The following is an 8359-nucleotide window of genomic DNA, read 5'->3' as shown; positions in this document are numbered from 1 at the left end:
TGAATTTTAATTACATTTTTAACAACTTATAAAGCGATTCATTGATATAGATATTTTCTTTCCCAATTTGCTTTAGGGTTAAAACTCCGATTTCCTGCAGGGTTTTTAGGTAGCGGGAAGCCGCTTTTCTTTCCATGCCTAAGCCACTGGCGATATATTCAATCTTCGTATACGGGTGGATAAATAATTGCTCAATTAAATCTTTCGAATAGATTTTTGAAGCATCCTGCTTTACTTTAGTCTGAATTTCATCAAATAATTGATGGATAGCTTTTATTTGTTCAATGGTTTGCCGGGCCGTAGTCTCCGTGGCTTGCAACATAAATAAAATCCATTCTTCCCAACTGCCCTTTGTTCTTACTTCCTGGAGTAACCGGTAATACGTGCCTTTATGGGCAATAATGTAGCCACTTAAAAAGATTATGGGAAGTTCTAGTTGGTGGTGCAGAATTAAATATAGGACGTTCAGAATCCGACCGGTCCGGCCATTGCCATCGTAAAACGGGTGAATGCTTTCAAACTGGTAATGCTGGATGGCTCGTATGTTCGCATTTTGATTTGTACGTAGGTTAATAATAGATAAATTATTGATAACAAAAACCAGATAGCAGGGATAGGGTGAACTAGGCAGAGCTGGAAGAAGTGGAGCAGGAAATGCGGGATCTGGTAGCCTCAGATGAAAAGCTGGCTCAGAAGATGCGGTACCTGGAAAGCATTCCGGGCGTATCATTCCTTTCAGCAGCCACGGTAGTGGGAGAAACCTGTGGGTTTAATGAGATAAATTCAGCTAAACAGCTCACCAGTTATGCTGGCTTTGATGTAGTGCTGAAGGAGTCGGGTAATTTTAGGGGCAGCACCAAAATAAGTAAGAAGGGCAATAAGCACATCCGTAGCATCTTGTACATGCCTTCGATGACGGCCATACGGGTGAACCCAACCTTGCGGGAATTTTACCTGCGCCTGAAACCAAACAAGGCAAAGCCCATTGTAGCATTAGTAGCCGTGCAGCGAAAACTACTTTTGCTCATGTATAGTTTGTATAAAAAAGAGGAGTTTTATTCCCCACTGCCCCAAGAAAAAACAGCAAGAGCATTAAGCCCTTGCTGCGCAGGATAGCAACACCAGGTAGGTGATTGCTTCCTAAAAATATCTGTAAATAAACTTGACTTTTAACACAGTACCTATCCGGTACAAGTCTTCGCTAGTGCTCCGGGCTTTCCCCTTCTATCCTTCCCGCAAAAAGGCAATTTAACCATTGATTCCGGTCAATCCGCTGCGCTCCTTTCCCAAAATCAACCGATAAATTGCCCAGCAATACACCCAACCGGAAAACCACCGGGAAAAAAAGTGCCGGCCATTTTCCGGTTTAGCCATTAATGTATTCAAAATTTCTGCAAGCCCACACCATTTGCTCCGGCGCTGCCTGGAGCAAACCGTGCTGGCAAGCTATTACAATCAGCCCGCTTTTTGATCCGCCATGAAAAATGGCCAATCCAAAAGCTAATCGTATTGTGCTTAGGGCAACTTTAGTGCACTTTTTACTTAATAAAGGGGCAGTTGGGAAAAAAGTGCAGAAGCCAATTTCACCTTTATATACAACTCCCCTACTCTACATCTGTCAATACCATTAAATATGATGTCCGAATAATTTTTGTTATGTTAAATAGAAGTGGTGCGTTGTTAGTTTTAAGAGTTGCCTGTACTTATTAATAAAGAGCATTCCGATATATTTTTTACCCATCAGTCATTAGTTGTAATCAACATTGTTAAAAATACACCTGTTGAATCCTTGCTTAGATTAGTCGTATTAAACCTGATATTTTAGAATAATTGGCCAATTCGGCCAATTATTGGCCAAAAGGTTGACAATTCGGCCAATTATTTAATTTTGTCAACTAGCTAACTCATATTTAGAGCCTCTTCCTTTAGAGCCGGTTTGCTTTAGGATATTTTGCTCTACTAGCTGTTGTAAATCTGCTGTAGCGGTTGTTTTGCCAATATTATTAAGTTCCTGATATTGCGCATTCGTTACTGAAATGTTAGCTTTTATAAATGAAATAGCTTTTACCTGCCTTTCGTTAAGCCCCCTTTTTTTGAGATGCTCTTCGGTCAGAAAATCTTTGAAAATAGTGATTTGAAAACCACCATCGCGCTCCTGCATTTCGGGCTCTGGAAGATTGGCATTCCGGCAAGATTCAATAATTTTAATAGTCCCTCTTCCCCAGGAATCAATATAACCACCTTTAAAACAAACATCTGCAATTATCGGATTTCTTGGCCGGGATGGATGCTGTCTTTTTAATGATTCTAAAGATAATCCTTCTGGCAATCCGCCTTCGTTCCAAATACTAAGTTTGTCATCGTACATCCGAATCTGGACCATGCTGCCCATGTAGCTTCGATGTACCAAAGCATTTAACAGCATTTCCCGGATAGCTGCAACTGGATATTCATCTTTCTCAACCCGCTGCAAACCTTCAAAATCAATGGGTTTGGTGAAAAACTTGCGATTAAGAACTGCTGTTACTTCACTTAAGAGTTTGATAAGATTTCCTTCGACAATTTCTTGAAATTTTAAATCAGCATCATCCTGCCCGAATCGACCTAATTTTACTAAAATATTAGGATAGAATCGCCCAGGATCTTTAGCAAACAGTATAACAGCAGCCCGTTTTAAGTCACCGTTATCAGAAAGACGAAGTTTTTCAAGAATGTCTGTTAAATTCAAATCGGATACATCTGGTAAACGATCCGTTTTAGCAGCATCTTTTATAAATTTATTGACACTGTCCTGATCAATATCAGATAAGGTAGCTGCTGGTTCGAGAACGTCATCCCAAGTCTTTCCTGATTTCTTAAGCAAAAATTCGGTTAAGTTCGAGCCGGTTAACTCCATTTTAGTACTGCCAGTGCGATAATAGTACCGACCTCGTAAAGAAACAGCAATTGAATAGGGAGGAGTAATAATCTCTATATAATATTTTCCCTCTTCTTCATAAAGATTAACTTCCACCATGATGCCCAGTTGATCCTTAATCTTTTGGGGTATAATCTCCATCAGATTTTTGAAATCGGGAACATGTACTATTTGGCCGTCATCATCTTTTCCAATACAAATTGTTCCACCTTGGGCATTAGCAAAGCCACATACCCATTTTAAATAATCGTCATGCCAACTTTGTTTATATTCAATATTATGTTGTTCAGGCATTATAATAGGGAAGGATTGGAAATTTAAATTATTTTAAGTTAGATACGTATAAGTTAATTATTTTTCCCATCTCTTTTTTCCCTTGGAAAAGTCTTCAGGAGCTAATCGGGGGTTGGCATTGTTTAGTTTTTGATATAAAACGCCCGCTTGTTCGGCTGTAACAAAAGTATAGTCTGCTAATAAATCAACAACCCAATACGTACTTTTCGCCTCCACTTTTAGTTTCTTCATGAATAGACGTAAGGTATTACAACTGGTAAGGACTGGTAGTTGTTTTGCTTGTGCGATGTGGTAAACAGACAGGTCCTGTTCTGACAACTCCGGATACAAGGGCTGGTATTTGGCAATAGTAGAGAACATACCAGCGTCCATGGACTCACATTTTAACTGGGTTGTTTCTACATAAGGAAAAAATTCGTTCTTTTGTTTAGAGCTCAGGTCACTCAAAACGGAATCAGCGGTATAATAGGTAACAGGAAGCTGGAAAGCTTGTGTGACCAGCCCAGCTTTGGATAAGTCGACCATTACCCCAGCATCCTGGATGGCAATATTAAATTTTGTAACCTGATCACTCATTTCTATTACCCTGCTACAGGATCTAACTTTTCACGTAATTCAGAAACACTTATACCTCCTAGAAAAGCTGCTTTGCTTTCTGTAACAACATTCTCGGAAACCAATCGCATCAAAAGTTGCTCAAACCGGTAGGAATGGTCGGATTCGCCGGCAAAATTAAATTTACTAAACCCTTCCTCTTTGCGATTCGGCGCTGTTTTAATACATAAGAATTGGTAATAATTTTTATTAATAATTCCCAAGTCAAAAGCACGGCGCATAAGTGCCTGCACCGATATACCATATTGTTTTTTTATCGATAAGAACTCTCCTAATGAAATATTACTTCTTATGTTTCCTAATTGCCGAAGGGCTACCTCTTTTGGCAACAACATAGCACTAGCAAAACGATGGCAATATTTTTCACACTCTTTATCATCTAGGTGATTTGTATCCATTAAAAGATGCCCCAACTCGTGTAGAGCCGTAAAGCGCCGCCGGTCAACCGAATATTCCTTATTTAAAACAATGACCGGTAACTGCCCTACCCAGGTCGCTAACCCATCAAATGAGGCTGGACCGGAAATAGTAAGAACACAAATCCCATTTTCTTCCAGCATTTCAATTACATTTGGAATAGGATTGGTGCCCAACTGCCAAACATTTAAAACCTTTGCGGCCGCCTCTTCTACATCTTCGCAGGTTGATACCTTCTTTTTCTCTCCAAGTGGATTTACAAATTCATTTTTTACCTGTAAGAGTTCTTGCATTTCCAGATACCTTTCCAGGTAATCCCGGATCTGCTCAGCTAAGGTGGCACTCTCCTTTACTTTCAAACTGGATTTTTTTCTAAATTCAACTGGTCCCAATGTGACCCGCTGTGGCTTTAGAAAATAGTCAGCTTTTACTCCTAAAGCCTTGGTTAAAGCATATAGCGTGCTTTCTTCCGGCTTCATCAGACCTTGTTCATATTTTCCTAATGCTTGTTTACTAATGATGCCTACTTGATTAGCCAATTCTTGTAGTGACCAACCCCGCATTTTACGGGCTGAACGTAACCGCTCCGGGAAATTTATCATCTATAGATAAAAACTTAAAAAATTAAGTTGCTGAATTATAAGCTATTTGACGTAAATATACGACTTTGGTTGACAAATGCAAAAATATTTTTCTTTTTGTCAACCAAATAACATATCTTTGTGTTGTTAAGAAAGTAATAATCACATTTAAAACGAAAATTATCTGCTAAAAAAAAGACCCTCTACCTGCGTCAACAGAAAGAGGGTAAAATAACATTTCGCTTCCAACGAAATCTGGGCTAGCATACCCAACCCATTTTGCATTGTGGTATTCGGTTACAAAGGTAGTATTAATTATTTGTAATACAATATGCTTGGCCGGAACCAAAAAGGACACTTTTTGCTCGCTAGTGTTCCTCATAAAGAGCATTTAACAAATATTATACTATTATGAATGATTTTAATTCAAAGGGGGCTGACGAAAAACAAGATCAGCCTTCTATGCGCCATGACGCACAATTACCAACCGTAAATGTTGAATCTCCGAATAGAGACAAACCGGGAAATGATCAACGGATAACGTTGATCTTTATTATCAATTCCAAAGAATATGCGGAGGAAGTAAATGTTAATCAACCCCTCCACGTCTCTGCCCAAAAAGCATTGCATACCAGCAATAATGCTACCCGCGACATAAAGCAGTGGACCTTGCAAACGGAAGCCGGTGATAATTTGGATATCGAAAGTAAAGTTGAAGATTATAATTTAGAAGACGGCGCTAAACTATTTTTTACGCCTGGTGCTGGTATTGGCGGTTCAGTTGTACAGATTGAATCTGAAACAGAAGCTATGTCTTTGGTTGATCCCCAGATTGCCCGAACTAAATATCAGGAGCAGGTTACTAATTTTCGCTCTAATGAAGCCATGCAACGTGCGCGAGGTATTTTGTTATTAAAAGCGGAATTTCCTTATGTTCTGTTTGGTTTTGCCGTCCCAAGGATAAAGCCTACCCCTATTCTGTTTGGAGTAAAAATTGATTTTTCGGATTTTGACCTGCAGCCACTTTCTGTTCAATTTGTTGATCCTTTTACCGAAAGGCCATTACGGGCCGAAGAGGTAGGTTCTCATTTTTTTAAAAGAACAGGCACTGTACAAACTCCCGATGCAAACGGCGGTATTCAGTTAGATGTACAACCCCTACTACAGTTTCATGCACCAGATGGCCTCCCCTTTTTATGTGTTAGAGGTATTCGGGAATATCATAACCATCCGGCTCATACTGGAGACTCGTGGTTTCTATATCGTAATACGGAAGTGGGAACCTTAGATCATATTATCAATGTGCTGTATAACTATGGGATTAACCCCTTAATGGGTTACCAATTTCAATTAGGTTTGCCACCTGATCCAAACCGGATACCTGCATGAGTTCTGACTCGACTACTCCAGGTTTGCTTGATATTACTTCCATAGAATTACCTCGACAGTTGGCTCAAGTGGCTATTGACCATTTTCAGCGAGCTGGACGCCAAGGAGTAGAAGGAGTTGCTTTATTTGCCGGTAATCAAGATGGTGCGACGTTTTATATACGTCGCACCATTATTCCGGAGCAGGAGGCTACTCAAACGGAAGACGGACTGCTTTATTTTGTTCCAGGGCCTGAGTTGACCCGGATCAATCGGGAGTTGTATGCAGAGAAGTTAATTTTAGTTGCGCAGATTCATAGCCATCCAACCGTAGCTTATCATTCTGATACAGATGATGCTTATGCTATTATTACAGAGGTTGGTGGTTTTTCTATCGTAGTACCATACTTTGGCCGCAAAGGGATTGATCTCTCTACCTGGGAAATTTACCGTTTGGAAGCTGGACCCGAATGGGCACATCTTCCAACCTATGAGAAAACTAAATTATTTAATTTTATTGGGGACGAACCACTTCCCCGGCATAAACGGTGGTACTGGCCATGGCATTAGCAAATTTCTTCGACAAAGCGGCATTGGCCGCATCTCAAATATTACAAGGTTTTGACCGTCGCTCTTTTGAACAGCAGCTTGAAAGTTCTATTATTCTGGTTGGCTTCGATTCTTTTGCCATAAATAGCCGGGAAGGTTTGGCATCCCTTGATATGGTCATTCGTTTACTAGGGCGGCTTTATCCGAAAATGGTTATTAAAGCCTTAGATGCAGAAGCCCAAGGTTATGTACCTGTGGTGAAGGGGCAGTTAATAGCGATTAATCCGCATATTGAACTACTCTCAGAAGATGCAAGTCCGACCATAGCGGTGATAATCGGTAACACTAGTTTGACACTTGATCAACCTGCTGCCCATGTCTTTTATATTGGTTCCAGTGGCTGGATTGCTAAGCTTTCTTCAAATAGGCCATTGGGCTCGAATTCAAGTAATAATCCTTTTGGAGCCGGTGCCGCGGCCTGTTTAGGTGCCGCTAACGTTTTCAGGGCGGTATTTGCTTCTATGCTTCCAGACGCGGAATTGGATGGAGAAATTAATTTATCTCTGGTGGATTATACAATCGGCGAACAATTAACTACCGAATATCCTGAGCTTCCTGATATAATAAATTTTTCCGAAACCATATTAGTGGGATTAGGGGCTGTAGGGAATGGCTTTATTTGGGCTGTAAGTAAGTTAACCCAGTTACAAGGAACTTTGCATTTAGTGGAACATGATCCTATTGACCTTTCCAACCTGCAGCGGTATGTCTTAACATCCCAGGACGATATTGATGGATCAAAAGTTGATTTAGGGATAAAGTTTTTGAATGAAACAGGGCTGACGACAATTCCACATCGAGGTAAATGGAATGCATTTCTGGCAAATCGTCAAGATTGGAAATTGCCCCGGGTGGCGGTAGCAGTAGACAGTGCAGAAGATCGCATTGCCATTCAGGCTGCTATTCCTTCTAAAATAGTAAATGCCTGGACCCAAGCCTATGACTTAGGTATTTCCAGACATAATAATTTTCTGGAAGATGCCTGTTTGGCTTGTCTTTATCTTCCAAAAGAAGAGAGTCTCTCCGAATCAGCAATAATAGCAGAGGCCTTGGGTTTACCTGAACCAGAGGTACGATTAATGCTGGTTCACCAGGCTGTCGTAGATCTAACCTTGGCAACCAGAATTGCTACTGCTAAAGACCAGCCGTTAGAGAATCTTATGCCATTAGTGGGAAAACCGCTACGCAATTTTTATCAAAAAACGATCTGCGGGGGTATCATTCTAAGTTCAGGGAATGGCGAACAAAATGAAACCCCAATGGCTTTTCAATCGGCCTTAGCCGGAATCATGTTAGCAGGTGAATTAATACAGGAAGATTTAGGATTACGTGAAAAAAAATTAGCCACTTCTACCCGAATAAATCTTTTATCTTCTGTTGGAAAATATCTTAATGTTCCGGTTCAAAAGCAAAAAGATAAACGTTGTTTATGTAATGATAAACATTACCAACAGGCATTTAAAGCTAAGTATAACTCAGAGGAAGTAGCCATTTCTTAAAGGGGCTTCATTTCAATTCTTGGATTTTAAGCTGAATTAATCTTCCACATAAGTAGGATT

9 protein-coding genes are annotated in these 8359 nt (G+C 40.2%); 4 read left to right on the top strand and 5 right to left on the bottom strand.

Annotated features, from left to right (window positions below; translation table 11 throughout):
- Nucleotides 1–10 precede the first annotated feature (10 nt).
- A complete protein-coding gene (locus ADHAQ_RS24160; RefSeq protein ID WP_084523686.1) occupies nucleotides 11–730 on the bottom strand; it encodes a Fic family protein in 720 nt (239 codons plus the stop codon).
- Here ADHAQ_RS24160 and ADHAQ_RS27775 point away from each other — a divergent pair.
- Complete coding sequence (locus ADHAQ_RS27775; RefSeq protein ID WP_169727971.1) at nucleotides 697–1116, top strand: transposase; 420 nt, start codon at nucleotides 697–699, stop codon at nucleotides 1114–1116. The genes ADHAQ_RS24160 and ADHAQ_RS27775 overlap by 34 nt on opposite strands.
- Before the next feature lie 85 nt (nucleotides 1117–1201).
- Here the strand turns inward: ADHAQ_RS27775 and ADHAQ_RS28810 are convergent, their stop codons facing one another.
- From ADHAQ_RS28810 to ADHAQ_RS0101220, 4 genes are all read right to left on the bottom strand, one after another.
- Nucleotides 1202–1336, bottom strand: a complete 135-nt coding sequence (locus ADHAQ_RS28810; RefSeq protein WP_281172308.1) for a hypothetical protein — start codon at nucleotides 1334–1336, stop codon at nucleotides 1202–1204.
- A gap of 555 nt (nucleotides 1337–1891) precedes the next feature.
- The gene (locus ADHAQ_RS0101230; RefSeq protein ID WP_026461379.1) at nucleotides 1892–3211 is read right to left on the bottom strand and encodes an ATP-binding protein; all 1320 of its coding nucleotides are present in this window, start codon (nucleotides 3209–3211) and stop codon (nucleotides 1892–1894) included.
- Nucleotides 3212–3268: 57 nt separating this feature from the next.
- The gene (locus tag ADHAQ_RS0101225; RefSeq protein WP_026461378.1) at nucleotides 3269–3787 is read right to left on the bottom strand and encodes a PIN domain-containing protein; all 519 of its coding nucleotides are present in this window, start codon (nucleotides 3785–3787) and stop codon (nucleotides 3269–3271) included.
- Nucleotides 3788–3792: 5 nt separating this feature from the next.
- Nucleotides 3793–4845, bottom strand: coding sequence for a helix-turn-helix domain-containing protein (locus ADHAQ_RS0101220; protein ID WP_026461377.1), 1053 nt, complete (start codon nucleotides 4843–4845; stop codon nucleotides 3793–3795).
- Nucleotides 4846–5235: 390 nt separating this feature from the next.
- Here ADHAQ_RS0101220 and ADHAQ_RS27005 point away from each other — a divergent pair, with 390 nt between their 5' ends.
- From ADHAQ_RS27005 to ADHAQ_RS0101200, 3 genes are read left to right on the top strand one after another with little or no spacing between them, the layout of a single operon-like run.
- Nucleotides 5236–6213 (top strand): putative metal-binding protein, encoded by a 978-nt coding sequence (locus ADHAQ_RS27005; RefSeq protein ID WP_051359635.1) that lies wholly within the window; start codon nucleotides 5236–5238, stop codon nucleotides 6211–6213.
- A complete protein-coding gene (locus tag ADHAQ_RS24145; RefSeq protein WP_051359634.1) occupies nucleotides 6210–6761 on the top strand; it encodes a Mov34/MPN/PAD-1 family protein in 552 nt (183 codons plus the stop codon). Before ADHAQ_RS27005 ends, ADHAQ_RS24145 begins: the two co-directional genes overlap by 4 nt.
- The gene (locus tag ADHAQ_RS0101200) at nucleotides 6752–8299 is read left to right on the top strand and encodes an E2 ligase fold family C protein (protein ID WP_026461375.1); all 1548 of its coding nucleotides are present in this window, start codon (nucleotides 6752–6754) and stop codon (nucleotides 8297–8299) included. The genes ADHAQ_RS24145 and ADHAQ_RS0101200 overlap by 10 nt, the downstream gene beginning before the upstream one ends.
- The last annotated feature ends 60 nt before the right edge of the window (nucleotides 8300–8359 follow it).

The organism is Adhaeribacter aquaticus DSM 16391 (assembly GCF_000473365.1).
GTDB classification, from domain to species: domain Bacteria; phylum Bacteroidota; class Bacteroidia; order Cytophagales; family Hymenobacteraceae; genus Adhaeribacter; species Adhaeribacter aquaticus.
This window is presented reverse-complemented; position numbering and strand designations above follow the sequence as displayed.

What these genes read in the sequence shown, in the direction of transcription:
- ADHAQ_RS24145 (WP_051359634.1), top strand. Translation starts at nt 6,210, where the DNA reads ATGAGTTCTGACTCGACTACTCCAGGTTTGCTTGATATTACTTCCATA.
- ADHAQ_RS0101225 (WP_026461378.1), bottom strand. Translation starts at nt 3,787, where the DNA reads ATGAGTGATCAGGTTACAAAATTTAATATTGCCATCCAGGATGCTGGG.
- ADHAQ_RS27005 (WP_051359635.1), top strand. Translation starts at nt 5,236, where the DNA reads ATGAATGATTTTAATTCAAAGGGGGCTGACGAAAAACAAGATCAGCCT.
- ADHAQ_RS0101220 (WP_026461377.1), bottom strand. Translation starts at nt 4,845, where the DNA reads ATGATAAATTTCCCGGAGCGGTTACGTTCAGCCCGTAAAATGCGGGGT.
- ADHAQ_RS24160 (WP_084523686.1), bottom strand. Translation starts at nt 730, where the DNA reads ATGATACGCCCGGAATGCTTTCCAGGTACCGCATCTTCTGAGCCAGCT.
- ADHAQ_RS0101200 (WP_026461375.1), top strand. Translation starts at nt 6,752, where the DNA reads ATGGCATTAGCAAATTTCTTCGACAAAGCGGCATTGGCCGCATCTCAA.
- ADHAQ_RS0101230 (WP_026461379.1), bottom strand. Translation starts at nt 3,211, where the DNA reads ATGCCTGAACAACATAATATTGAATATAAACAAAGTTGGCATGACGAT.
- ADHAQ_RS27775 (WP_169727971.1), top strand. Translation starts at nt 697, where the DNA reads ATGCGGTACCTGGAAAGCATTCCGGGCGTATCATTCCTTTCAGCAGCC.